The sequence below is a fragment of the Lutispora thermophila DSM 19022 genome (genome assembly GCF_900142105.1).
GTDB classification, from domain to species: Bacteria; Bacillota; Clostridia; order Lutisporales; family Lutisporaceae; genus Lutispora; species Lutispora thermophila.
In genome coordinates, this window is record NZ_FQZS01000024.1 from 1 (window position 1) to 23,525 (window position 23,525).

The 23,525-nt window shown below is 47.8% G+C and carries 23 protein-coding genes and 1 pseudogene; 2 read left to right on the plus strand and 22 right to left on the minus strand.

The annotated features are described in order from the left end of the window. Nucleotides 1–3: 3 nt before the first annotated feature. The 4 genes and pseudogenes from BUB48_RS14385 to BUB48_RS14400 all read right to left on the minus strand — a co-directional run bounded on the left by BUB48_RS14385 (nt 4) and on the right by BUB48_RS14400 (nt 2,605). Nucleotides 4–276: a transposase gene (locus BUB48_RS14385; RefSeq protein ID WP_073026218.1), complete on the minus strand. Its 273-nt coding sequence runs from the start codon at nt 274–276 to the stop codon at nt 4–6. A gap of 72 nt (nt 277–348) precedes the next feature. After that, a pseudogene (locus tag BUB48_RS14390) lies at nt 349–1,989 on the minus strand (VirB4-like conjugal transfer ATPase, CD1110 family); the annotation flags it as partial. Beyond that, a complete protein-coding gene (locus tag BUB48_RS14395) occupies nt 1,982–2,347 on the minus strand; it encodes a PrgI family protein (protein ID WP_073027004.1) in 366 nt (121 codons plus the stop codon). The gene BUB48_RS14395 and the pseudogene BUB48_RS14390, both read right to left, overlap by 8 nt. Nucleotides 2,348–2,407: 60 nt before the next feature. Continuing rightward, nucleotides 2,408–2,605: a hypothetical protein gene (locus tag BUB48_RS14400; RefSeq protein ID WP_073027006.1), complete on the minus strand. Its 198-nt coding sequence runs from the start codon at nt 2,603–2,605 to the stop codon at nt 2,408–2,410. Nucleotides 2,606–2,766: 161 nt separating this feature from the next. Between BUB48_RS14400 and BUB48_RS14405 the strand changes: the two genes are divergently transcribed. Then, entirely contained in the window at nt 2,767–3,009 is a 243-nt protein-coding gene (locus tag BUB48_RS14405; protein ID WP_068555042.1) for a helix-turn-helix domain-containing protein, read from the plus strand. Nucleotides 3,010–3,092: 83 nt separating this feature from the next. Beyond that, nucleotides 3,093–3,503, plus strand: coding sequence for a hypothetical protein (locus BUB48_RS14410; RefSeq protein ID WP_073027008.1), 411 nt, complete (start codon nt 3,093–3,095; stop codon nt 3,501–3,503). A 30-nt stretch (nt 3,504–3,533) separates the two neighbouring features. Here BUB48_RS14410 and BUB48_RS14415 read toward each other — a convergent pair whose 3' ends face one another. From BUB48_RS14415 to BUB48_RS18635, 18 genes are all read right to left on the minus strand, one after another. Then, nucleotides 3,534–4,376, minus strand: coding sequence for a hypothetical protein (locus BUB48_RS14415; protein ID WP_073027010.1), 843 nt, complete (start codon nt 4,374–4,376; stop codon nt 3,534–3,536). 63 nt (nt 4,377–4,439) lie between these two features. Next, nucleotides 4,440–4,667, minus strand: a complete 228-nt coding sequence (locus BUB48_RS14420; RefSeq protein WP_073027012.1) for a hypothetical protein — start codon at nt 4,665–4,667, stop codon at nt 4,440–4,442. A gap of 8 nt (nt 4,668–4,675) precedes the next feature. Then, the gene (locus BUB48_RS14425) at nt 4,676–4,984 is read right to left on the minus strand and encodes a TrbC/VirB2 family protein (RefSeq protein WP_073027014.1); all 309 of its coding nucleotides are present in this window, start codon (nt 4,982–4,984) and stop codon (nt 4,676–4,678) included. A gap of 25 nt (nt 4,985–5,009) precedes the next feature. Further along, on the minus strand, nt 5,010–6,773 hold the full coding sequence (locus BUB48_RS14430; RefSeq protein ID WP_073027016.1) for a VirD4-like conjugal transfer protein, CD1115 family: 1,764 nt from the start codon (nt 6,771–6,773) through the stop codon (nt 5,010–5,012). Then, on the minus strand, nt 6,760–6,951 hold the full coding sequence (locus BUB48_RS14435) for a hypothetical protein (protein ID WP_073027018.1): 192 nt from the start codon (nt 6,949–6,951) through the stop codon (nt 6,760–6,762). Before BUB48_RS14435 ends, BUB48_RS14430 begins: the two co-directional genes overlap by 14 nt. Nucleotides 6,952–6,966: 15 nt before the next feature. Next, a complete protein-coding gene (locus BUB48_RS14440) occupies nt 6,967–7,863 on the minus strand; it encodes an ArdC-like ssDNA-binding domain-containing protein (protein ID WP_073027020.1) in 897 nt (298 codons plus the stop codon). 5 nt (nt 7,864–7,868) lie between these two features. Next, nucleotides 7,869–8,702: a PcfB family protein gene (locus BUB48_RS14445; RefSeq protein ID WP_073027022.1), complete on the minus strand. Its 834-nt coding sequence runs from the start codon at nt 8,700–8,702 to the stop codon at nt 7,869–7,871. Beyond that, nucleotides 8,665–10,050, minus strand: a complete 1,386-nt coding sequence (locus tag BUB48_RS14450; protein WP_073027024.1) for a relaxase/mobilization nuclease domain-containing protein — start codon at nt 10,048–10,050, stop codon at nt 8,665–8,667. Before BUB48_RS14450 ends, BUB48_RS14445 begins: the two co-directional genes overlap by 38 nt. Further along, nucleotides 10,010–10,381 carry a plasmid mobilization protein gene (locus BUB48_RS14455; RefSeq protein ID WP_073027026.1) on the minus strand — a complete coding sequence of 124 codons (372 nt, stop codon included), beginning with the start codon at nt 10,379–10,381 and terminating at the stop codon, nt 10,010–10,012. Before BUB48_RS14455 ends, BUB48_RS14450 begins: the two co-directional genes overlap by 41 nt. Nucleotides 10,382–10,536: 155 nt before the next feature. Beyond that, the gene (locus BUB48_RS14460; RefSeq protein ID WP_073027028.1) at nt 10,537–10,755 is read right to left on the minus strand and encodes a DpnD/PcfM family protein; all 219 of its coding nucleotides are present in this window, start codon (nt 10,753–10,755) and stop codon (nt 10,537–10,539) included. Nucleotides 10,756–10,860: 105 nt separating this feature from the next. Next, entirely contained in the window at nt 10,861–12,075 is a 1,215-nt protein-coding gene (locus BUB48_RS14465) for a TRM11 family methyltransferase (protein WP_073027030.1), read from the minus strand. Between the two features lie 56 nt (nt 12,076–12,131). Beyond that, on the minus strand, nt 12,132–14,294 hold the full coding sequence (locus BUB48_RS14470; RefSeq protein ID WP_073027032.1) for an ATP-binding protein: 2,163 nt from the start codon (nt 14,292–14,294) through the stop codon (nt 12,132–12,134). A 131-nt stretch (nt 14,295–14,425) separates the two neighbouring features. Continuing rightward, nucleotides 14,426–14,743: a type II toxin-antitoxin system RelE/ParE family toxin gene (locus BUB48_RS14475; protein ID WP_073027034.1), complete on the minus strand. Its 318-nt coding sequence runs from the start codon at nt 14,741–14,743 to the stop codon at nt 14,426–14,428. After that, nucleotides 14,721–15,011 (minus strand): type II toxin-antitoxin system prevent-host-death family antitoxin, encoded by a 291-nt coding sequence (locus tag BUB48_RS14480; protein ID WP_068555130.1) that lies wholly within the window; start codon nt 15,009–15,011, stop codon nt 14,721–14,723. The genes BUB48_RS14475 and BUB48_RS14480 overlap by 23 nt, the downstream gene beginning before the upstream one ends. A 76-nt stretch (nt 15,012–15,087) precedes the next feature. Beyond that, nucleotides 15,088–16,044, minus strand: a complete 957-nt coding sequence (locus BUB48_RS14485) for a DUF3991 and TOPRIM domain-containing protein (RefSeq protein WP_073027036.1) — start codon at nt 16,042–16,044, stop codon at nt 15,088–15,090. 11 nt (nt 16,045–16,055) lie between these two features. Further along, nucleotides 16,056–22,247 carry a DEAD/DEAH box helicase family protein gene (locus tag BUB48_RS14490; RefSeq protein WP_242944230.1) on the minus strand — a complete coding sequence of 2,064 codons (6,192 nt, stop codon included), beginning with the start codon at nt 22,245–22,247 and terminating at the stop codon, nt 16,056–16,058. Between the two features lie 98 nt (nt 22,248–22,345). Beyond that, entirely contained in the window at nt 22,346–22,696 is a 351-nt protein-coding gene (locus BUB48_RS18630; RefSeq protein WP_242944231.1) for a TnpV protein, read from the minus strand. Continuing rightward, entirely contained in the window at nt 22,644–23,519 is an 876-nt protein-coding gene (locus BUB48_RS18635) for a hypothetical protein (protein WP_242944232.1), read from the minus strand. The genes BUB48_RS18630 and BUB48_RS18635 overlap by 53 nt, the downstream gene beginning before the upstream one ends. Nucleotides 23,520–23,525: the final 6 nt, after the last annotated feature.

Below are 23,525 nucleotides of genomic sequence, written 5' to 3' on the forward strand. Positions count from 1 at the left end.
AATCTACTTTTTCGCGAATATGGCCATGGCTTTTTTTAGTATTTCATTTTCCTCTTCTAGCCTTGCTATCTTCTTTAACATGACTTGATAGTCGGCTGTTGTCACGGTTTTATCTTTATCAATTACTACTGGTTTGGCTTTGTTTAACCATGTCACCATTGTTGATTTTGGTATGCCATATTCACGAGCTAAATCTGCTAGCGGCTTTCCTGAATTATATAGCTCTACTATAGTATCTTTAAATTCTTTGGTGTAATGTTTTTGACCTCTTCCCATTGTAGACACTTCCTTTCACTTCTTATTTTAAATCGTTCGAACTTCTGTGTCTACAAAACTATACTAACACTATGCGGTGCAGCGGTCGATGAGGGATTTTTGCTTTGCGCCCAGGTTCTGGCTGCCAATCAACTGCTCGCACAGGGACAACACAAATTCGGATTTCAGGATGACGGGGTTTGCGCCGTCGCCGTAATCCCTGTTCATGTCCATGGCGTTGATGTGGTTCGGGGAGGTGGCGGAAATATGGATGATCTCGCCGCCCATCGCCTTGACCAGCGACGAATACTCGCGCTCGGGATCAATCAGGATAATATCGTCATCGCTGGACAGTATCTGATTGATGATTTCCCGCTTGGCGGTAAAGCTCTTGCCGGAGCCGGATACTCCTAATATAAAGCTGTTGCCGTTTAAGAGCAGCTTGCGGTTGGCGATAATCATATTCTTGGAAATCACATTCTGCCCGTAGTAGATGCCGCCGCTGTGGGAGATTTCCTGTGCGCGGAAGGGAATGAACACCGCAGTGCTTTCGGTGGTCAGCGTCCGGATGGCGTCTATTTTCCGCAGGCCGTAGGGCAGCGCCGTGTTCAGTCCGTCCATCTGCTGGAAGGTCAGGGTGGAGAATTGGCAGAGGTGCTTCCGTGCGGTGGTGAACAGGGTTTCGGTGTCGCTGTCAAGCTGCTCCTTGCTGTCCGCAATGTGCACCATTGTCAGGACGGCAAACATCATCCGCTGGTCGCGGGTGGTCAGGTCGTCGAGGAATTCCTTGCTTTCCTTTCGCTGCTGCTCCATATCATAGGGGACGACGGCGGAAAAATTGTTGTTCTGGTTCTGCCGCCGCTGCCAGTTGGTGATGTTGGTTTCCACGCCCAAAAGGCGGTTTTCCACCTCCCGCACGGCTTCGTCCGTGGGGATAGGGATGATGTCCAGGGACAGCATCATATTGCGGTTTAAATCACAAAGCTCGGACACCATGCTGTCCTTGATGTAGCTGGCAAACTCCCGCAGGAAAATGACGCGCCCATATTTGCTTCCCATGCGGAAGTGGTCCTTTTCAAATTCAAAGGTGTCGGGGCAGATATAGTCCTTGAAATCATGTCCTTTTCTCATGATGGCGGACAGGTCGAAATGGAAGTCCGTTTCCTCGCCGGCGCGGAAAAAATCATGCAGGATTCTAAGACGGTCGGTGGCGTCCAGCTCCACGCATTTTGAGCCCAGGCGGGAGAAATGGGTGATAAGGTCGGTGCCGATGCGGGAGAAGTAGTTCCGTGCTTCCTCAATGTTCTTTTTCATCACCGACACGGTGACATACTTATCCTGCACAATGCTGTTTGCGCCTGTGGCCTTATCCATAAGCATTTGATTGTACTCCCTGCGATACTCATCCAGGCCGTCATATTTTAACGGAATGAGGATGGAGCTTTCAAAGTCCGCTTTGTTTAAGCGGCGGTTGTTGATGGTGATTTTGGTGGTGGCTCCGCTGTCAAAGGAATTGAGAAGCTCCGAATAGGACAAAAACATCGCTTCCTTGTCCTCCTTGGACGCCACCGCGTAATTGATGTCCTCGAAGCGAAAGGATTTGGAAAACTTGTTGCCTACCCGGAAAATCCCGTCCGGCCAGATGGCGCGGATAGGGATGGCCTGCTGGACGCCTCTGGGGACGACAAACCTTTCCTTATCCTGCTTCATGATTTTTTGCAGGGTCTTAATCATGGCGTTTCCATTCCTCCTTTTCACGATTCGCGATAACGTTTTTAAGTGCCTCATAGTAGATGTTGGTCGGATAAAAGGTCAGCTTTTTGGGCATGAGGAACTCCGATTTGATGTACGCCCATAAAAACTGTTCCGCCGTCATGCCGTGGTACTTGATAAAGCCCAGGGCCGCAAAGGGGAAAGCCCCCAAAACGCACATCCAGCTCACGGTCTCCGTGCCGAAGAAGCTCCGAAGGCCGAAATAGATGCCGATGGCCACGCCCACGGCCAGGACAGAAAAAATGAACTGCCGTAAGGACAGTCCAAAAAACATGCTTTCGGTATAATCCCGGATTTCCCGGTTAATCTTTACTTCCAAAAACAATCACCTCCAAATAAGAATAGCGCCTCTTAACGTAGCACCATCAGATTGTTTGTTTTATCGCTCTTGTTGATTTTTACTATACTTTTCTTTCTCTTTTTGTATCTTAACTACCAATGAGTCAACCTTGCGGTTCTGTTCAATAACTGCCTCATCTACTGTGAGAGGGGCGCCTTTATTCAAAGCTTCACTTATAAGCTTGTTAAGTTTTTCCTTCTCTTTTTCCAGTTTTTCTTTGAGAGTCTCCTGTTTCATGCTGAAACCTCCTTTGCTTATTTACGTTAATGAATCCTTATCTTAACGTTATACCGTTAGTATAAATTACCTCTTAATCTGTATCAACGGTATTCCGTTAACTATTTACCTGATAAATTGATAAGCTTTGATTAACGGAATAACGTTTAAGAGGTGGTAGAATGAATATTTCTCAAGCGGTTGTAAAACGCATTGAAGGGTTGTGCAGGGAACGGAACCTGACAATCAATGCTCTCAGCAACATTTCAGGCGTCACGCAATCAACTGTAAACGATATTGTGAGCGGCAAGACATATAATGCGGGAATTGTCACCATCAAAAAGCTGTGTGACGGACTCGGAATCAGCGTGCGTGAATTTTTTGACTGTGATTTGTTTTCCAATCTGGAGCAGGAGATAAAATAGCCTGTAATTGGGACACCCTTCCATTTCTTTTTTCCATGTGCGATAATGGGAATATACAGACTGCGTGGAAAGGAGTGTCCAATATGCCAATCGCGGCAGTTATTTCCCTTTGCCTTACGGCGGGATTGCTTATTCTCTCTTTTATATTTAAAGCAGCCGGTAAAATTCGGCTGACGATTCCCATTCTTTGCTTCCTGCTGTTCAGTACCGTGCTGAACAAGTGGGCAGGAGAACATGAGACTTTAGCATTCATCATTCTTTTCTCGATGCTTGGCTTGACCATGTTAAGTTGGATTGTATCGCTTATAAAGGCGATACGGCGCAAACGTGACGAGAAATACCTTGAAGATGACGTCGCATGGCAAATCCGGCGGGCAAGAGAGATGGGCGTACCTCTTGACAAAATTCTGTTTAACGAGCATGGGGATTTGCTTGATCCAAGAACAGGGGAACCTGTTGTTTATGGGGAGGGTGTTCAGTTCAAGGGTATATGACGATACCGGGCAATAATACCCGACTTCTCTTTATAATCCAAATATCATCTCTCGCACCACCCGGTCGGCCATTTTCACCGCGCCTACCAGCACCAGCATGTTGAAAATCAGCTCCCCTACATAGGACCACACCATCGTGACGGCACTGGCGCTGGTGTCTACCACCGGGGGGGAGGACGCAAAGACGGAAAAGATGACGCAGGCCAGGACAATGATCGCTCCTTCCAGACACACGGCGGCATAGCCTTTCAAAAAGGCTTTGCCGATGCTCTGGCTTGGTTCTCCGGCAAAGGAGGCCAGAGGCACCGGGGCGATGGCGGTATATAAATACAATTTAAAAAACCGGCCATACACCGTCAGGATCATAATGAAGGAAAACACCGTGATGAACAGTCCGCCGATGAGCGTTACCGCCCACAGCGGGATGCTTTCGAAAAATCCGCAGTTTTGAATGGCCTGCACAATGGTGTCCGGCAGGACGGTTTGAGTGGCCGTCCCTAACCCTGAGCTTCTCATGATGGTGGAGATAATCCCCTGCACGATGTTGAACAGAGCCATCATCAGCTCCAGCCCGTAGGTAACGACGCCTTTGGCCAGGGCAAAACGTATGAACAGCTTCAACGCTTGTTCCGGCCTTTTGACTTCGGCAAAGCTGCCGCAGGTTTTCACCACACCGATGACGAAAAACAGCACCAGCAGGGCAAGACCGACGGCCTGCAGCGCTCCGTGGATATTCACAATGACGTTCCAGATGCCGCCGCCTTTAAATTCCGTGGGGGATTGGGCCACAAGCTGCCAGATTTCCGACAGCTTGTTATTCCAGGTTTCCAGAGCATTGTTTAGATTATCAATTACCCAGTTGCCGCTTCCCAAATAAACTCACCTCATTTCCAAGACAAAGCCCGCGTATGAAGCGCGGGCCTGTCTTTACGATCGTTACCGGCATGGTTCATCCCTGCCGGGCAATTTGTCCCTGATGACGCCATACTTGTCATCCACATAAAATTTATTGACAAACGGGTTGTAGATTGCATGGCACTTTACGCCGTTATATTCGGCAAGATAATCGTTGTCACCCAGCCTTTTGAGGATGGTAGCTTCCCGCAGTTCGCCGTTTAGTGAATGAATGTGCATTTTTTCAGTAATCGGGAATTTACTAAACATTGTTGCGATCAACCTCCTGTAATGAGATTCAGAATTTCTTTGGCAAAAGTTATAATTACGCCGCCGGCAAGGGTCAGGAAGCCGTTGGCCCTCTGGGACGGGTCGTGGGATTTGAGGGAAAGGCCGATCTGCACGATGCCGAAACCCAGCAGGATCAGACCGATGGCCCGGATCAGCCCGAATATGAAGTTGGACAGGTTGTTGACGACGGTCAGCGGGTCGTCGGCCGCATAGGCGGGTGCGGTAAAGAAAGTCATCACCAGCACCAATGCGCAGCAAACGGCGAATGTCCTTTTGGTTTTGTTGGAAATTTTCATGAATCATACCTCCTGATTTTTGTTATTAGGATTGAAGCATTGCTTCGAGTTCTTCCTCGGAGAGAAGCTCATAATCGCTTTCTTCGTTTAAGGCTACGGCTTTCCAGTCCAGGGCGTTTTCCGCGCCGCCATGCCGGAAGGGTTGGCTGCCGCCGTCAACGGTCAGCTTCAAATTTGGGTGTTTTAAGATATCGTACTTGCCGTCCATCACTGCCCGTTCTCCCCGGATGAACAGCAGGGCAAAGCGGTTGTCCAGCATCCGCACCTCATCGGGGGTCAGAAGCTCCCGGCCGGACTGCTGGTAATTGGTGGAGTAGCTTCCGTTCCTGCCTTTGCTCAGTCCGTAGGTGTTGGTGTCGATGGTTTCCTTGCCTAAAAGCTCGGACACATACTTGTGGGTGGACTGCTCGTTGCCGCCCAGGTACAGGAATTCGTCGCAGTTTCCCACGATGGATTCCCAGGTGTCTTTGAACAAGGCTTTTAATTGCGCCAGGTTTTGCAGGATGATGGACACCGATATTTCCCTTGAACGCATGGTGGAAAGCAGCTTGTCAAACTCATCCGGCAGGGCGACATTCGCAAACTCATCCATGACAAAATGGACATGGACGGGCAGGCGGCCTCCGTACTTATAGTCGGCAAGGTACATGAGGCTTTGGAAAAGCTGGGTGTAGAGCATGCCGACAATGAAGTTGAAGCTGCTGTCGTTGTCGGGTATCACAGCAAAGAGCGCTGTCTTTTTCTCCCCGATGGAGGACAGCTCCATTTCGTCCACCGTAGTGATCCCTGCAAGGGAGGACAGGTTAAACTTTTCCAGCCGGACGCCCAAGCCGATCAGAATGGATTTGGCGGTTTTGCCCGCAGCCAGCTTGAAGATGTTGTACTGCTTGACAGCCAGGTGCTCCGGTTCCCGCATTTCCAGCCGTTCAAACAGCTCGTCAAGGGGGCTTTGATAGGTTTCGTCATCCTCCCGGACTTCAGCGGCGGCGATCATTTCCATGACCATCGGAAAATTCTGTTCTTCCTTCGGCGCTTCATAGAGAAGATAGAGAATAAGCGCCTCCAGCAGTGCGGTTTCGGAACGTTCCCAGAAGGGGTCGTTGGTGTTGCTGCCTTTCGGCGTAGTGTTTCTGATTAAGTTTGTTACAAGCTTTAATACGTCCTTGTCGTCTCTGAGATAGGCAAAGGGATTGTAGCAGTGGGACAGGTGCATGTTGATTAAATCCAGCACCTTGATTTCATAGCCCTTTGCTTTGAGCAGGTTCCCCGTGTCCCGCAGGATTTCGCCTTTTGGGTCGAGGACGACAAAGGAGGTATTGGCCTGCATTACGTTTGGCTTCGCGTAAAACCGGGTCTTGCCGGAGCCGGAACCGCCCACCACCATGACATTCAGGTTGCGCCGGTGCTTCCGGCCGTCCAGACCGACGCGGACGTTCTGTGTAAGGATTTTGTTTTTCTGCGGGTCTTTGTCCCGGTACTTTTTATTGACAGCTGCCGCGCCGCCCCAGCGGGCGCTGCCGTGTTCCTCCCTCCGCCGGTAATTGCGCCTGGTGGAAAGGTAAATCCCGATGCTCATGCCGTAGGCAGTTATAAACAGCAGGATGCATTTAGGCGTGTCGGCCACCCATTGGATGTCGAACGGATTGTTCATTGCCGCCGTGAGATTGGCAAGGATTTCGGGAAGTCCGCCGGAAAGAGAAGGGGCGGTCAATAATGCCGCCCATACCACAGGGATTAAAAAAACCGCAAAGAGTATCAGGTTGCTCCTTGCGGTTTCATCGCGCCTCATCGTGGCTCCTGCGCTTTTGTTTTTTGGTCGGGGCGTCAATGGTTTTTAAAAGCAGCTCGTCCACGGCGTCGGTGGGCCGTTCTTCTTTAATCAGGTCGTTTCTGAGCTCGTTTAAGGCGTTCACCACAACGCCGTATTCGTAGTCGTCCAGGGTAAGCACCCTTTCTTCTTCCTTCATGGGCAATCCCTCCTATCATCGTTCCGGCTCCTGCCATATTTGCTGCCGCTGAAACAGCATCCGGTTCATCCTGCCGGAAATTTCGCCGGCAGCTTCCCTTATGACCGAAAGCTCGGCGCGGACCTCCTGAGGGTCCATGCCTTCCAACATTTGGGGAGCGCGGTCGAAGCGGTAGCCGTTTGTATCCACGCCGTATTGCTTGCAGAGCATATAGGACACGCAGTAAGCGTGGAAGGCATGATCGGAACGGCGGTAGCTACCGTCTCCTTTATCCATTTCCGCGTGGGCCAGCTCCTGGGAAAGGGCGCGGAAAATATTCCCCGCATCCATGCCTTTTCTGATTTGGATTTCCCTTGCTTCCGGCCGATACAGGGCGTTTGTGCCTTCCGGCAGGGCATCGCTGATCCGGATGGGCACCGGCGCATGGTCCATCAGTGCCTTGATGCGGGTGCGGTCATCGGGATAGGTAGGTGTTTCCCGTTTGCGGCTGTTTCCGGTCTGGGAAATGTCAAACATCTTTTTCGGGTTGTAGCTGATGCCGACAGTGCCGTCCTCGCGCTGGTATTCCTCACCCGGCTCCAGGATGTAGAAGCCGGTTTCCTTTTTGCGGATAAATGCGCCTTGCTCCTTCCAGGTGTCAAAGTCCGCAATGCGGGTGGCGTCCGGCTTCTGCGCAAGGATTAAAAGGGCATTGGCCACGCTGTAGCGGTCAAAACGGCTCTGCACATCCAGGTACTTCCGGAAAGCAGCTCCGTCCCGCGCCACGGTTTGTGCCGTGTCGTCAATCATGGCGTAAACCATTTCCCGCTGCTCCTGTTTTTGCTGTTTCCATGCCTCTTTGTCAAAAGGCCGGTCGTTTCGGGGGGCAGGCTGCTCGTTTTCCTGCCGGAAAAGATCGTCGAAACTGCTCATAACTCTTACCTCGCTTTCGATTTTGGCTTTTTTGATTTGGATTTCTGCCTGTTGGATTTGGCATTCTGTTTCATGGCTTGCAGTTGTTCCTTGGCAGGCTCGCGCCTGGGTTCCGCCGCTTGTTCCCTTTGAGCGGCCTTGATTTCCCGCAGTTCTTCCCGGACGGATCTTCTCGGCGGCTCAATAGCACCCTCGGCGGCTTTCCCGCTGCGCTCGGAGGTAGGCTCGGACGGAAGGGGTTTCTCCGCCGTCGCCGTCGTGGGGTTTGGGTTGTCCGGCTGTTCCTTGACCGGCTTCAGCTGGTCGGGATTTGCCATAAGCTCATCCAGAAAATCGTCCGCGCTTTTTTCGGCGGGCGTTCCTTTTTTGGGAGGCGCTTTTTCGTCCGTGCCTTCTTTGTGCGGCGTATTCTCCTTCTGCCTGTCGGTCCTGGATTTTTCAATTTCGCTCTTGATGCTTGCCGTATCCACGGTGGCCAGCTTGAAGCGTTCCACAATGCGGTTGATTTTGGAAGCATCCTCCGCCCGCACCATGATGTCGCACATGCCGTCCGTGTCATTTTTGTCACGGAGGGCGCAATAGAGGACGCCGTAGCGTTTGGCCTCCTGGCAAAACTTCTTTAAGTCCTCGTTGCGCACTGCAAAGACCTTCAGTTCCTTGCCGCTGCGCAAAAGCCCCTCCAGACGGATTTTGCCCTTGGTTTTCTTTTGGCTTTTGAGGACGGCATACAAATAGGTGGCGAGGTTTTTCGCCCCCACGCCGGAGATTTTGGCCATCACCTCAATCCCTTTAAGGCTCATGTTAACGATTTGATCCGCTGCGTCGGCTCCGCTGTTCATAGGCTTTTTCCTCCTTTCCTTGATGAATTTTCTCCTGTTGAACCTGAAGAAGTTTCTGCTTCATTTCTTCGGAACGGGACAGGATGCCCATACAGAGCTTCACCTCCTTCCGGAGCAGGGACAGCTTCCTGGAAAGTTCTGAAATCTGCTGCTTATACTGTGCAGTTTGCTCATGGTCTTTACACCGGCGCAGTCGATGGTAAAGAGATTTGCGGGCGTCGGACAGGGCTGCCAATTCCTGCTCTATTCCATGCTGATACGTGAAAAGCTGCTCTTTGCTGGAAATTTGGTTTCTGCAGAGCAGCTTGGTCTGCGCGATGATTTCCTCCAGATGCCGGAGGTCTTCGCGCAATAAAAAATGCGCCCGTTTGCTGGACGCACGATGTTTTGGCAAAATGCCCATTTTGTAAAGGTAGTGGAAGTAGAGCGCCTGCAGGCCCGTGAGCTTCCTTGCTTTTTTGGGATTGAAGCCGCCTTTGACGGCATAGCGTTTTCGCTTCGGCTCCGGCAGGACTTCCGGACGCTTCCGGGCGCGGTTTTGAAGTATCCGCTGCTTGATAGCGTCCTCGGTGTAATCATCACCCAGGGTTTTCAGGCGGACAAAGCGTTCTTTTCCCGGAGGACGCACCGCCATGTATTTTACGCCGGTTTTTACTCCGTAGCCCTGTTTTCGTAAAGCAGCAATAAATTGCGTAAAGGTCATGGATGCGGCAATGGCTTTGTCCACGTCCTCGCGGATAAGTCCTCGCCATGTGGGTTTGCCTTCCTGCTCGGCCTTCCATTCGGCGTAGTGTTTTGATTTGCCCTTTTGCGGGTTTTCGATGACGGACAAGGAGTATTCCCTGCACAGCCGGTCGGAGGTCCGCCGCATGAGGGCGTAGGTGGCGTTGTTATCGTAATACCGCTTGCCGTCCATAAAGGATACGGAGTTCAGCACAAAATGATTATGCAGATGATGCTTGTCAAGATGGGTGGAAACCACCACCTCAAAGCGGTCGCCCCAAAGCTCCTGTGCCAGCTTTACGCCGATGGCGTGGGCGGTTTCGGGGGTGGCTTCCCCCGGAGCAAAGGACTGGTAGACGTGGAAGGCAAGGATGCCGTCCGTTTTCTGGAATTGCAGCTTTGTCCGGCTCATCTGCTCACAGGCGGTAGCCGGATCACAGTTGATGCCGGTGACGTAAAACTGCTTTTCGGTTTTGGCATCCTGCTCGGTATATTCCAGCACGTTCCGCAGGCCCTGAAAATCGGGACTTGAAAAATCCAGGTTCTCGGTTTTTTCGGGATTGGTGGCATAGTCGATCACCCGGTTAAGGCGGTCTGTCACATCCCATATCGCCGTGGTTGCCATTATTTTCCCTCCTTTCCGGCGACGTGACCGCCGCCTGTATATCCAGCACGGCCTTGCGGAGCCGGTTAACTTCATACTGGAACACCGTCCTGTCGATATGTCCTGTGGCGTTTGCCTTTGCCGCAATCTGGTTTAAGTTGCTGCCGATGGCGTGAAGTTCCCGCATCATGGCGTAATAGTCGGGTGGGGGAAGTTCTTTGGGCACGTAACCGTTGATGAGGGTACGGATAAATGCTTCCTGCGAAAGCCCCGATTTCTTTACCTGCTTTTTTAACCGCTGACATTCTTGTGCGTTCAATCGGAACGTTATTTTGATGCTTCTTTTAAGCATATAAAACCTCCTGTTCTGTTAAGGGTTTCAGGGATTATCCCTGACAAGCGAATAATGCCAGCATTATTCAGTGCTTGCTGCAACACAAGACAACGGTCTTGTGTTGTCATGTTACGGTTGGCTTAAGATTCTACCAGCCAAAAAGGAAGTCTTGGTCAGCGTTCATACTCGCGGCGCTTTTGGTTCCTGCTCCGCGCTTCGATTTCTTTTTCCCGTGCGGCAAACTCCACACCAGCAAAGTGTTCCGCATCGAGGATGTATTCTTCGTTGCTGTATGCTTGCCGCACCATCGCTTCCGCTTGTTGGGCATTTTCTGCTTCGATTTCGACAATCATGCAAAGGGTTTCTCTGATTTCCACCTGATAGGTTTTCATAAAAGCAAAGCCTCCTTTCTTGATTTTTGGGCAAAAGAAAAAGGCACTGATTCTTTCAGCACCTTTAATGGTTATATATAAATTTCATTATGGATAATATAATTGTTATGTATTACGCCTATGAATAATTATATACTCATAATTCATAGAACTGACTGGTTTTTGGTTAACAATCGAAGTTACCTTTGGTGTTCTTTTTATTGGTATTTCTCGTTTAACAAATTTTAAATTTTCAAATCCATTTTTTTCTAAAAATGTTTTTGTAATATTAGTTAAATCAATTTGAACTCTATCAACAGTACGATTTCCTAGTGTTAAAACAATATATTTTTTAGTAACTCGGCACAACTCTCTTAAAAATAAAAAATAATCATTAAAAAAGCAAATCACCTTTTTATGTTTAGCCACTGAAATTTTTTTTAAATAAGGAGCGATTAATGCTTTTTCAAAATCATTCATTATAATATTTTTTGTTTTTCCACCTAAACTATTTGAATCAATTATAGAATAATTATCTAGTTCCCATCCTTCCAGTTCCAAATCTTTACGATCTATTGTATATAAAGCAAGCATTGAAAACTGACCATATGGAACAGTAGTGGCATTATCACCATACGGTGGCGATGTTATTGAAATATCAAATAATTCGTTTTCAAAATCTCTAAATTTTTCTAATACATTGCATTTATATAATATGAAATTATTGGATGAATGCAAAAATTTATAAATATTCTTTTCAACTGAACCAATATAATCTTCAATAACATTATTTTCCATCCTAGAAATGGCATCTGCTTCTTTAATATGAAGTTTATATGTTGAGCTTCTAGTATTGCTATATTTTCTAATAATATCACAGAGCATATACCAAAAAAATAATCGATTTTGATCATTACTTATTTTTGTAATAGCAGAGCGCACAATTTTTAATGACTCAATTATATCTGTCCTAAACCATTTTTCCATATTAGGAAATGAGAAGTATGATATATCCTTGGGTTCGATAATGTGCTCTTTTAATTCATTAATATCACTTTTGATGTTTGAATTAACTCCTTGCAGTTTAACCCTTGTTATTAAATTTGCTAATGGATTTATATCACAACCTACCAAGTGCATGTTCGGTGCAATCTCCATTGCTTCATACAGAGAAGTACCAGACCCATGGAAAGGATCAAAAACTGATGCAATTTCATCACGCAAAATTAAATTCTTTAATATATCTTTTTGTATGGGTGCTACCATAACAGCAGGATATAAAACTGTGCCATGAATATCATCACATTTTTTATAATCTCTATAATCAATATTATCTAACATACTATTACACCTTCTATATTACCATTTTTTAGTAAAGAGATATTAAATCAGTTAAATTACTTGATATTACTATTATTTATCATCTCATTTGTCACTACAACAAAAATACCTAAGAGTTTCGCCAAATGAACGATTTCAGCATCACTAATATATGATGCTGATTTGTGTGCACCCAAATGTGCTGTTGAAATGCCCGAACGAAAAGACTGCGGATCTAGCATATTATTTAAGCTGTGAAAATCAATTTTGGTTGATTTTGCTATCTCCCCTATATATACTTTATTATTCTTAATATATTCAACCACCTTAACAACCTTATCTTCAAATCCAAATTTGTTCGGGAAAAATCCGCTATACTTTGTAGATTTACTAATTGAATCTATACTTAATTCAAATATTGCTCTTAATGAACAAGAAATAAGTTCTCTATAATCATTCAGACTTAAACTATTAATTTGTTCAATTAGTTTCCCCACAAATTGATTATAACTTATTGTATAAGTTTCTCTTGAGGGAAGAGTAATTAGCTTTGTGGTCTTATTCCCTGCATTTATAGTAGCCTCTGGTTGGTAGAAAGATAATGTCAAAGTTTTTACAACCAGACCTGTTTCGGAGTCCAAATATCTATACTCTATATTTTTTTGACAAGGTTCAGTAACACTAGATAAAATTTCCCCAGATATTGATACTCCATCTACTTTTATCTCTAAAATATCTTTACTAAGTTCGTTCCCTTTGCTATCCCTAACAGAAGCTACGTATTGTCTTAAGTCTATCTGTTCAGAAGGTACGGCAATTCTAATAACATCTCTGCAATTTAGATTAATGATTGCAGGAATAGACTTTGGTAATTCATTTGAAGTAGGATGTTGAGTCTTTGGTTTATCTCCGTTGTTATTATTTGAAGTATTATTGTTATTTGTAGTTATAGTTGATAGATTTTTCGCCTTAATTTTTAAATAAGTTTCTTTTCCAAATAATGAATAAAACACTACATTTCCTGAACGTCTGATATTTACATTTGGTCTAAATTGAAAATCGCTTTTAATATATTTTCTAAATTGCTCATTATCACTATTATCATTGCATTCTTCAGGCAATTCAGATACTATTAAAAAATCAAAATTCATCAAATATTTTTTATTTATAGAGCCAATTTCTTGTATTTTTTTATTTATACTACTTAAAAAGTCTTTTATTGAATCAGTCAGTTCGTTTTGCAAAAATTGAGATCTATCAGAATTAAAACTTATCATTGGATCATTACTAATGATTCTTATAAATCCAATCATCTGATTTAATACCAGACTAGTTTTTATGTTTTTCATGACATTCGGGTCAAACATGTCAAAATTATTAAATAGATTGTCATTTACATATATCAAAGGTGTTAAATCTCCTTGAGGATTTATGAAAAGCTGATCAACCTTTCCTTTCCCATGAGGAGGAAATTGAAAAATGACTAACTCAATGTTTAATTTGTATGCATTAGAATTAAATGGAAAGTTTTCTGATAAAATTTGACACCCATTATAAAAAAACTTTATTTTTTGTTCCTGATAATTGTATGTAACATAATATAATTGATGCTCTTTTGAATTTTCTAATAAAGGTAAAGTGTCTTTACTAGAGTATACTACTCCATTAATTTGAAGCTCAATTTCAAAATTTTTATCATCAAATGAATTGATTATTTTTTTATAGTTCCTTTCTTCTGAAAAATAACTTTCTAAAGAATTTGCATTATAGTCATTTAATGAGATAATTATAGTAGTTCCTTTTTTAATTGTATCATCCTCGACTATTTCAATTTCAAACTGAGAAATATCAGAAGAATTAATTAAATCAACATAATTTACTGAAAATTTTAGTCCTATATCTTTTCGTGTTCTCCATTCAACATGTCCCCCAAATTTAAAAACCGATAAAAAGCCTAAACCCTTTGAACCTTGTGTATATCTCCCATATTCATTTATTACACCATATTTTTTCTTACTATCAGAAATATGAAATAAAGTATCAATATCTTCTTTATTCATACCAGAGCCATTGTCTGATATAGTTAAAGTTTTCGCAGTAGTATCTAAAATGACAGAAACTTTATGAGCTCCAGCATCGTAAGAATTTTTAATTAATTCGTTAAGAGCAATAATATTCGAAGGAATTTTTTCGGATAGTTCACTGATAATATTACCACTTACAGTTATTCTTGAGTTCATAACTGCACCCCCACAAAGTACATTTTCTTACATTTTATCTATAGCATAATAATACATCATTTTTTGTCATTAGACAGCATAATCCATGTAATAATTCTGTCTCAATAAACAATTACATCCTATATCAAAATTTACCGTACCAGCCACCAATAATCCTGCCTGCAATCCACAATATAATCAACATACACTATCTGATCCTTGATCTGATATAGTACCAGATAATATTTTTCAACGAACATCTTATGATACTTATTGGGCGGGATAAATTCAGCCTCCAGAAACGGAAAACGTTCCGGCATTTGTTGAAGGGAGCGAATAGCATCCATCAAGTCGTTTTTTACTTTACGAGCAGCAGTAGGACTTTTCTGTGCCAGAAAACGTACGTGGCCCGCCAGCATCTGACGGGCACGGTCGGAAACAATTACCTTATATTGAACCTTCTTTTCCATGCTCCACCTCATCAATAATGCTGTCCAGATAGCTGTCCAGTTCATCCGGCGTAACTCCTGCACGTCCTGCCAGACGGTCTTCCTCAACAGCCAGCAGTTCTTCGCGCAGCTTCAGCATTTTTTCGCGGCGGGTAAACGCCTCTATATCCATGACGACAAGATCTCCTTCACCGTTTTTGGTAAGAAAAACAGGTTCTCCGGTAGACTTGCACAAAGCCGCAATTTCATTGTAATTCTGCCTGATGCTTGCGGACGGTTTAATCTGCATGATATCAACTCCTTGTAGTAACATTCTAACCATATTATACTCCTTTCATGCTATGATATCAATCAATTCTTCTTAATTATAACAGTTCGCGTTCATGTGGCTGCCGTATTCTTAATACAATTCTCAGATAGTCGTTATAATCCTTTCCGCGTTTCGGAGGCTCGTCGGAAACAGTATAGATGGGCGGGAGGATGGTCTTGATAGTCTTTGCCGCCAGCTGTCCGGCCGTGTCGTTGTCCAGATGTAAAGCGATTTCCTTGATTTGCGGGAAGTCTTTTAAGTATTGCATGAGTGCGGCAGGCGGGGTGCTTTCCTCGATTATCTTTTTGGGCATATAGATTCCCGCAAGGGACAGGCAGTTTTCCTGCCGCCAGTTCCTGCCGGAAAGCAATTCCAAAGTGCCGTATGACAATAAATCAATGGCGCTTTCAAACAGGTGCAGTTTGCTGCATTCGTTCCTGGCCGGAATAGAGAAGGAGAAGTGCTTATTGCTTCCATTGACTTCCCCCATAAACCGTTTGCCAAACGTCCCACGGAGAGTAGCGTATTTAGAAACGCCATGCCGGTCAAAGCCGATAAAGACGGCGTTGTGATAATCGCGGCTTTCATACAGCCGTCCGGTCTGGATACAGTAGCCGATTATATCTCTATGTATGCCGCGCCCCATAAGGTAGGCAATTATACGGTCATTGTTTTCGTTTTTCTCCGGCAATAGCAGTTTTTTTGGCTCGGAGGGTTCCTGTACTTTTTGCGAAACAGGCGGCATGACAGCCGCCTGTCCGTCTATCTGAAGCACCGCTTCGGGGAGCGTCATGCCCCGCACCTTGATGAGATAGTCCAGGGCGGAGCGTCCGCCGATGTTGCGCGACCACCAGCACCATTTCCCGTTGCTGATTTTCAAGCTGTCATGGGTGCGGGTGGTATAGACATTGCCTGAGAAGCGCACCAGCTCCTGGGGTTCATAGTATTGCAGATAGGTCAGCAGGTCCATTTGCTTTGCGCGCTCAATCTGCTCCGGCGTTACATAGGGCATGTTTTTTCACCTCATCTTTCATAGCCCACGGCTTTCTTTTCGGGAATGTCCATATCCTCGTCCGGTTCACTGTCGAACACCTCATTTTCATGCTTATCCATGTTGAGCAAAATGTTCAGCTCCGCCAGCCGCGCAGATTTGGTCTGCAGCTCCTGCTCCTTTTCAAAGGGGATGTCAATTTGTTCTTTAGCCGTTTCCATCTGCTGGCGGAGCGTTTTTAACTGTTCCCGGCAGTATTCCAGTTTTTTTGGTATTTCTGCAAGAGCATTATTGAGCCTTGTGATGTTGCCGTGGATGTCCGTGCCCAGTGTGACCGTATGGCTCAGAGCGCCCCGCAGGGTGATCTGATACTGCTTATTGAAGCTGTCAAAGGAAAACAGCATGGAAAATCCCATGTAGCTGCCAAACTCCTGCGGCTCCGGCGAGGTCATTTGCTTGCAGGCTTCCAGGATGGCTGCGCCCGCCTTGGCCTTTTCGGTGTAGTCTATGCCCTTGACCATCATGCCCGGGAATTTGCTGTCCTCTGTGCCATCCCCGGCAGATTTTGATGTGCTGTGACGCTCGTACAGAGCAAGGTCTTTTTCATAGCCTGCAATGCGTTCCTCGGTGGATTTGATCTGCTGCGGGTAGTGTTTGAGCAATCTGTCCTCCAAAGCATATCGCTGGCTTAAATGGTTGGCTTTCAGCAATTTCAGCTTGGAAACCTGAATGTCTAAATCCATCTTCTCTTTTATAAGCGGGTTGCCGGTGGCCAGAGCCTTCACCTCGGCATAGGAAAGAGCCGTTTCATCAATGTCCTCGGCGCTTCTTACAGGGGACTTTGAAGTCATAATCTGCGAAATAAACCGCTGCTTATTCTCAAGAATCTGGTAGAGATAAGCGTCAAAGGTGTTTTCCGTCACATACCGGAAGATATGCACCTCGTCGTTCTGGTTGCCCTGCCGCACGATACGTCCGGAGCGCTGTTCCAGATCCCTCGGCCGCCACGGGCAGTCCAGATCGTGGAGTGCAATCAAGCGGTCCTGCACGTTGGTTCCGGCTCCCATTTTAAAGGTGGAGCCCAGCAGGATTCGCACCTGTCCCTTGCGGACTTTAGCAAATAACTCCTTTTTCTTGGTCTCTGTGTCGGCATCATGGATAAAAGCAACCTCGTCGGCGGGAACGCCGCGGGCAATAAGCTTTTGGCGTATATCGTCATACACATTGAAATTTCCATCATTCTTTGGAATGGACAGGTCGCAGAATACAAGCTGCGTCAGCTTCTTATCGCTGTTTTCCTGCCAGAGGCGGAACACATTTTCCACGCAGGCATTTACCTTGCTGTCGTCATGGTCGGGAAGCATAGGGCTCATCAGCCGCTGGTCAAGGGCCAGCTTCCGGCCATCGTTGGTGATTTTGAGCATGTTGTCCTGATACGGCTCCACCAGCCTGGCGCGCACCCGTTCGGCGCGCTTCGCAAGCTCGGCCACCATGTCCTGCTGGAATTTGCTCGGCTTCACCGCCACATTGTGGTAGTTCGCTTTGGGCACAGGGAGGTTGAGCATATCCGCCGTCTTGATGTCCGCGATTTCCTTAAACATATTCATAAGTTCCGGCAGGTTGTAGAACCGTGCGAACCTTGTTTTAGCCCGGTAGCCTGTGCCCTCCGGTGCAAGCTCGATGGCGGTGACCGTTTCCCCAAAGGTGGAGGCCCAGCAGTCAAAGTGCTGGAGGCCGTTTTTGCGCAGGGTTTCGTATTGCAAATACCGCTGCATGGTGTACATCTCGGTGATGGAGTTAGAAATGGGCGTTCCTGTGGCAAAGATGACGCCGCGGCCACCTGTCAATTCGTCAAGGTAGCGGCATTTGGCAAAGAGGTCGGAAGACTTCTGCGCTTCGGTCTGGGATAAGCCCGCCACATTGCGCATTTTTGTGTAAAGAAAGAGGTTTTTGTAAAAGTCAGCCTCATCCACGAACAGGCGGTCAACGCCCAGTTCCTCAAAGGTGACCACATCATCTTTTCGACTGGTGTCGTTGAGCTTATCCAGCTTAAGTTTCAAGGTCTTTTTAGTCTTTTCAAGCTGCTTGATGGCGTAACGCTCGCCGCGTTCTTCTTTCAGTTCCCGGATGCCGCTGGTGATTTCCGCGATCTGTTCTTCAAGCAGCCGTTTTTGCCGTTCCATGGAAATGGGGATTTTCTCAAACTGGCTGTGCCCTATGATCACCGCGTCGTAGTCTCCGGTTGCGATTCTTGCGCAGAATTTCTTGCGGTTCTTGGTTTCAAAGTCTTTTTTCGTCGCCACAAGGATGTTCGCGGAGGGGTAGAGCTGCAAAAACTCCGCCGCCCACTGCTCGGTCAGGTGGTTGGGCACGACGAACATGCTTTTATTGCAAAGCCCCAGATGCTTGCTTTCCATAGCCGCAGCCGCCATCTCAAAGGTTTTGCCCGCACCGACACAGTGCGCCAATAAGGTATTACCGCCGTACAGGATATGGGCTACCGCATCCACCTGGTGCTTGCGCAGGGTGATCTCCGGATTCATGCCGGTAAAACGGATGTGGCTGCCGTCGTATTCGCGGGGGCGGACGGCGTTGAAGCGGTCGTTGTAGATCCGCGTCAGACGTTCCCGGCGATTGGGGTCTTTCCATATCCAGCTTTGGAATGCCTCCTTGATGGCCTCCTGCTTCTGCTGGGCGATGGCGGTCTCCTTTTTGTTCAGCACACGCTTCTCAACGCCATCCTCATAAACAGTATCAAAAACCCGTACATCCTTGAGGTTCAATGTTTCTTCAATAATCTTATAGGCGTTAATGCGGCTGGTACCATAGGTCATTACTGCCTTGATGTTGCCGCTGCGGTCGTCGTTTTTGCCTTTGACGTTCCAGCTAGCGGTATAGGACGAATAAAAAACGTCGATGTAGCGCCTGTACATATAAGGAGTTTCCAGAAGTTCAAAGATAAAGTCCTTGATGACATCCGGGGGAAGCCAGGTAGCACCGAGGCGTACGTCGATTTCAGACGCGCTCAAATCCTTCGGCTGCACCTTTTCCAGTGCCGTAACGTTTATACTGTAGATGTCGGGATGCATTTCGGCAAACCGCCGGGCGGTTTTCAGCTTTTCCCTTACATTGCCGGACAGGTATTCATCCGCCGTTTCATAATGCGGCTTTCCTTCATTGCCGATTTTTTCGGGATTACGGAAGATGACGCCTTCCAGGTCTTTAACAATTTGTTCCTCGGAAAGCCCCGTCAGGCTCTGCATGAAGGCCATGTCCACGCAGGCTTTTTCTGCGATGGAGATGGCCAGCGCTTCGGTGGCGGTGTCTACATGGGTGACAACGGTGCGCTGCCGGATGGTGCGCTTGGTGAACATATCCGCCTTGCGCTCCAGATTCCCGTCTTCGTCCAGAATTTCGAGGGAGCAGAGCAGGCAGTAGGAACTGTCGTCGGAAAAGGCCATGTTGTTGCCGCGACTGCTTAACAGTCCGTATTTTGCAGTAAACTCATCATACAGCTTATTCAGCTTGCGCTGCTGTTCCCGGATTATTTCATCGCTGTAATCCTCGGTCTGGTATTCGATCAGCTCGCGGACGCAATCCCGAATGGCAATCATGCCCTTGATGCGGTTCGCCGCCGTGACGGAAACTTCCACCTTGTTCATCCGGCTGTTTTCGCGGTAGTAGATTTCCCCGTCCACCACGGTATAGCTGAAATTTTTCACATTCGGGTCTGCCGGAATGGAGGTATCTTCTTCCTCGGCTATTTCGTCCGGCTCATACTCGGTGATTTCCGCATGGATGTTCTCCAGGGCTTCGCGGAGCAGCCCGGCAAGGTCGGCGTTTTCAAAGGGACGGCAGGTGGTTTCTTTGGCATTGCCGTACATCATGTCATCGTAGTCCATCGTGCCCAGCACCATGTCGGGGTTCTCGGCAAAATAGCTGTTGATGGGGATACCGTCCTTGGTGGTGGAGAGATGCACCCAGTCCGACTCAATGTCGATCACGCGGTCGCGCTTCTGTAAAAAGAGGATGTCTGTTGTAACCTGCGTGCCTGCGTTATCGTAAAATGCATTGTTGGGCAGCCGGACAGCGCCTAAAAGCTCCGCCCGCTGTGCAATGTACTTGCGCACTTCGGGGTTTTGCTTATCCATCGTGCCCTTGGAAGTGATAAAGGCGATGATGCCGCCGGGACGCACCTTATCCAGCGTCTTTGCAAAGAAATAGTCGTGGATATAGAAATGGTATTTGTCGTATTTCTTGTCCGCAACACCGTAGCTGCCGAAAGGCACGTTGCCGATGGCCAGGTCGAAAAAGCTGTCGGGCAGGCTGGTTTCCTCAAAGCCCTGCACCGCAATGTTGGCCTGCTGGTAAAGTTGCCTGGCAATGCGGCCCGTGATGCTGTCCAGCTCCACGCCATACAGCTTGGAATTTTTCATGCTGTCGGGGATGAGGCCGAAAAAGTTGCCGATGCCGCAGGCTGGCTCCAGGATGTTGCCGGTCTTAAAGCCCATGTTTTCCAGGCAGGCATACATGGCCTTGATGACGGTGGGGGAAGTATAATGGGCGTTTAAGGTGGAAGACCTTGCAGAAGCATATTCCTCGTCGGTGAGCAGTTCCTTCAGTTCGGCATATTCCTTCGCCCACTGGCTGTTGTTCTCATCAAAGGCTTGCGGCAGGCCGCCCCATCCCACATAACGGGACAGGATTTCCTGTTCCTCCGGTGTGGCAAGTCGGTTTTCTGCTTCAAGCTGATTTAACAGCCGGATGGCGGCGACGTTCCAGCCGTATTTGGTTTTTTGACCGCCAGCGCCCAGGTTGTCGTCGGTGATGCGGTAATTGATGTGCGGCTGATGGGGTTTTGGCGTTTCCGGCCGGAGGTCAATGATGACTTTAGAAACTTCGCCGTACTGCGCTTTTTGCCATATCGGTTCTTCCGATTGTTCCAAAACGCCGAGTACAAACTCGATGCTTTCGCTGCGGAAAATGGGGAAGCCCGTGCTGCTCTGGAAGGTGATGTCCCGCAGGCTGACCGTTTCGGCTTCTATGTTAATACTGTCAATAACATAGCGCCGGTCCTCAATAGAAAGCTCCATGCCTGCGACAATTTCTTTTTCGGCAGGTTCCTTTTCCTCTTGCTCGGTTTGACTTTCCGGCAGCTCCAGGTCCAATTCCACATCGTGCTTTTCACCTTCGCCGCTGCTCCCGATGGTGACGGTATCGCTTTCGCGGGTGATGGTAATGCCGCCGGTTTCCCGCGCCCATTCCGGTGCGCCGGGGTCATCGGCATGAATAGCGATGCTGTCCCTCGAATCCGCCAAATGGTCCTGATATGTCCGCTGGTACACATCTTCATGAAGCCACTCCCGAAACTGCGGCAACGAGGTATAGGCTTCATAAAAATCCGGGTGTTCCTCCCTCATGGAAAGGACAATGCGGTCGATGGCGGCGTCCAGCTCCTGTTTGGCACTGTCGGGGTCGGTATCCCTGTCCCGCAGGTAGGGGTAGATCTCATCTGTTCGCACCCTGCCGACGATTTCAGGCAGGTACGTCCGGTACAGCGTGCGGGGAGATGGCGTTTCCGTTTTTTCTTCGGCCGGTTGCTCCGGCGCAATGAGATGGTCGTTTAACGGATTATCCTGCAAGATCTGTTCAAAGGCTTCCCGCGGGAATTGTTTGGTGAATATAGGGAAGTTCATGTCGCGCAGTTCTACCGCATGATTGTTAAAGGACACAACTTCATATTCCTCTGCACCGATATACACCGTATCGCCAAGATGGAAAACATATTTAGCCGTATCTTTTGAAATAGGCACCTTCGGTTCTGCAGGTACAGGCTCCCGGTTCAGGATTTCACGGGCATAGGCTTCCTCGGCAAGCTGCCGGCGGCGTTCCTCCATTTCCTGTTGCACGGCGGGCAGACGCTCTTTTTCCTTGCTGTTTAAATATCTGTCTGCGGCAATCAGTTCTCCAAGGCGTTTTGCAACCTGGTTCCAGGACAGTCTCAGATCAGGATTTGATATAAAACTGCCGCTTTTGCTAATGGAAATTCCCTTGCCGTCGTGCCATGTGTTTCCCTGGGTTCCATCGGTGAAAATATGCGTACCGCCGCCGGTTCCGTATTCACGCTTTAAAAAGTCAATGGTTTCCTTTAGGGTATGCTGCTCCTGGTAGTGCAGGTAAACACGGAATTTGCCGTCCTGGAAGCCAGTACCCTTGCAAAGCACATGGTCAATTTCTTCCTGGGAAATAGAAAAAGCGGAGGATTTTTCGTCCTCCGCCTGTTTAATTGATTCGATTTGCTGCTCTACGGTGGGGAAAAGGGTTAGCTGTACACCAGCTCCGCCAGTACCGTTTCCTCCGCCAAGTGCCGCAGGTTGTTCATGTGTCCCGTCCAGCCCATCGGGTCGGCCGCTTTGTCCGGCGCGGGGCTGCTCGTGAGGAGCTTCGCCGTGATTCTCTCGATCCGTTCCTTCGCCGTCCGGTCGATCTCCGCCAGGTGCTCCGTCAGCTTGCCCGACAGCATCAGGCTGGCGTACATCCCTTTCCTGTGGTTTTTCAGATATGTTTTGCGCAACATTCCATATTTGCCGATGTGCGTTTCTTCCTCCGACAGCGCCAGGTCAGGTATCAGATAATCGCCCTGCATTGTGTAGGTCAGTTCCATCTTCACCATTCCTTTCATCCTTTCTGCTTTCATTGTGCCCTGCACCCTGATTTTTTGCAACTGTGCGGATTTGTTTCCTTTCCGTTTTTTGCAGGTCTTTGACTGTTGCCTCGATTTCCCGCAGCAGCATTTCGGAAATATCGCTTGCGGCGGCTCCCAGCCTGGATATGGTATCAATGGTATTGAAATTCACAACGCCCTGAAAATCCTCAGAAGTAAAAAGCTTGTCGGCAGGACAGCCGCAGCGGACTAAGAGCATGTAAGCTACGGAGCTTCTAAGGGCATCCTTGAAGATGACTTCCACGTTCAGGCCGTCCAGTTCCTCCAGAAAGCTGTTCTCCCGGCAGTACATCAGGTCGGAAAGATAATCCGCATAATTATCTTCCACGGCATTGAAGGCGGCTGAAACCAGCGCAGAGGGAATATCGCTCTTATTCTTGAGGTCGCCGAAGGAATTTTCCAGCGTTTCCGTCACGGCCTCCGCATATCTATCCTGCATAGACCAAAGGACAGGGGGACGGTTATACCGGCTGTTGGTGTCCGATACGTCGAAAACATGGCGCAGGCTCAACCGGCTTTCGCTGTCGTTGATGAGGGCGATGCCTTTCGCGCCCCTGTTTACCCATCTGCCGAACTTCCGGTTCCATATCTCAATGGGAGCGCAGGCCGTCGCGTCGGGGCGCTGCGCATAAATCAAAAGCTGGTCCTGAAACGGGTATTTGTAGTTCCAGGCCGCCGTTTTCAGGAAGGAAGTCCAGTTGACAGGATTTCTTGTGATGCTGTGAGCCGTCCTTTGCGAAAGCTCCGTAATCAGTTGCAGCTTCGTCGCCAAATCTCA

Coding starts and splice junctions, on each gene's coding strand:
- BUB48_RS18630 (WP_242944231.1), bottom strand. CDS start 22,696: ATGGTGAAGATGGAACTGACCTACACAATGCAGGGCGATTATCTGATA.
- BUB48_RS14435 (WP_073027018.1), bottom strand. CDS start 6,951: ATGAAGGAAGAAGAAAGGGTGCTTACCCTGGACGACTACGAATACGGC.
- BUB48_RS14400 (WP_073027006.1), bottom strand. CDS start 2,605: ATGAAACAGGAGACTCTCAAAGAAAAACTGGAAAAAGAGAAGGAAAAA.
- BUB48_RS14475 (WP_073027034.1), bottom strand. CDS start 14,743: ATGGAAAAGAAGGTTCAATATAAGGTAATTGTTTCCGACCGTGCCCGT.
- BUB48_RS14460 (WP_073027028.1), bottom strand. CDS start 10,755: ATGAAAACCTATCAGGTGGAAATCAGAGAAACCCTTTGCATGATTGTC.
- BUB48_RS14485 (WP_073027036.1), bottom strand. CDS start 16,044: ATGCCCTATGTAACGCCGGAGCAGATTGAGCGCGCAAAGCAAATGGAC.
- BUB48_RS14450 (WP_073027024.1), bottom strand. CDS start 10,050: ATGGCAACCACGGCGATATGGGATGTGACAGACCGCCTTAACCGGGTG.
- BUB48_RS14440 (WP_073027020.1), bottom strand. CDS start 7,863: ATGAGCAGTTTCGACGATCTTTTCCGGCAGGAAAACGAGCAGCCTGCC.
- BUB48_RS14455 (WP_073027026.1), bottom strand. CDS start 10,381: ATGCTTAAAAGAAGCATCAAAATAACGTTCCGATTGAACGCACAAGAA.
- BUB48_RS14465 (WP_073027030.1), bottom strand. CDS start 12,075: ATGTTAGATAATATTGATTATAGAGATTATAAAAAATGTGATGATATT.
- BUB48_RS14410 (WP_073027008.1), top strand. CDS start 3,093: ATGCCAATCGCGGCAGTTATTTCCCTTTGCCTTACGGCGGGATTGCTT.
- BUB48_RS14405 (WP_068555042.1), top strand. CDS start 2,767: ATGAATATTTCTCAAGCGGTTGTAAAACGCATTGAAGGGTTGTGCAGG.
- BUB48_RS14445 (WP_073027022.1), bottom strand. CDS start 8,702: ATGAACAGCGGAGCCGACGCAGCGGATCAAATCGTTAACATGAGCCTT.
- BUB48_RS14480 (WP_068555130.1), bottom strand. CDS start 15,011: ATGCAGATTAAACCGTCCGCAAGCATCAGGCAGAATTACAATGAAATT.
- BUB48_RS14420 (WP_073027012.1), bottom strand. CDS start 4,667: ATGTTTAGTAAATTCCCGATTACTGAAAAAATGCACATTCATTCACTA.
- BUB48_RS14425 (WP_073027014.1), bottom strand. CDS start 4,984: ATGAAAATTTCCAACAAAACCAAAAGGACATTCGCCGTTTGCTGCGCA.
- BUB48_RS14385 (WP_073026218.1), bottom strand. CDS start 276: ATGGGAAGAGGTCAAAAACATTACACCAAAGAATTTAAAGATACTATA.
- BUB48_RS14470 (WP_073027032.1), bottom strand. CDS start 14,294: ATGAACTCAAGAATAACTGTAAGTGGTAATATTATCAGTGAACTATCC.
- BUB48_RS14430 (WP_073027016.1), bottom strand. CDS start 6,773: ATGAGGCGCGATGAAACCGCAAGGAGCAACCTGATACTCTTTGCGGTT.